Annotated in this window: 1 protein-coding gene; it reads right to left on the bottom strand. The window is 75.1% G+C overall.

Features of this window, described 5'->3' with window-relative positions:
- Positions 1-265: hypothetical protein (locus ACZ3HH_RS30305; RefSeq protein ID WP_465810307.1), on the bottom strand; the 265-nt coding region annotated here is incomplete at both ends.

Here is a 265-nt window from a genome sequence, read left to right as displayed (position 1 = left end):
GTCCTCCCCCGGGTCCGCCGGAAGTGCGTCGGCGACGGCGGCGATCCCGTACTGCGCGCGCGCGGCGAGCACCGCACTGTCGATGGCGCCGGACTCCGCCCAGCCGCCTCGCGGCGGGGACACCCCGGCCCACGCAGGTGCGCTCGCGATGTCGGGCAGCACGATCGCCGAGGCATCGTCCGGGGCGATAGAGAGAGCGGATGCCTCGACCACCAGGTCGCACTGCAGCTCCGGGTCGACGGCCGAAACGCGGAGGCCGAGCACG

The sequence above is a fragment of the Pseudomonas sp. PME37.24/025 genome (genome assembly GCF_055556615.1).
This window is presented reverse-complemented; position numbering and strand designations above follow the sequence as displayed.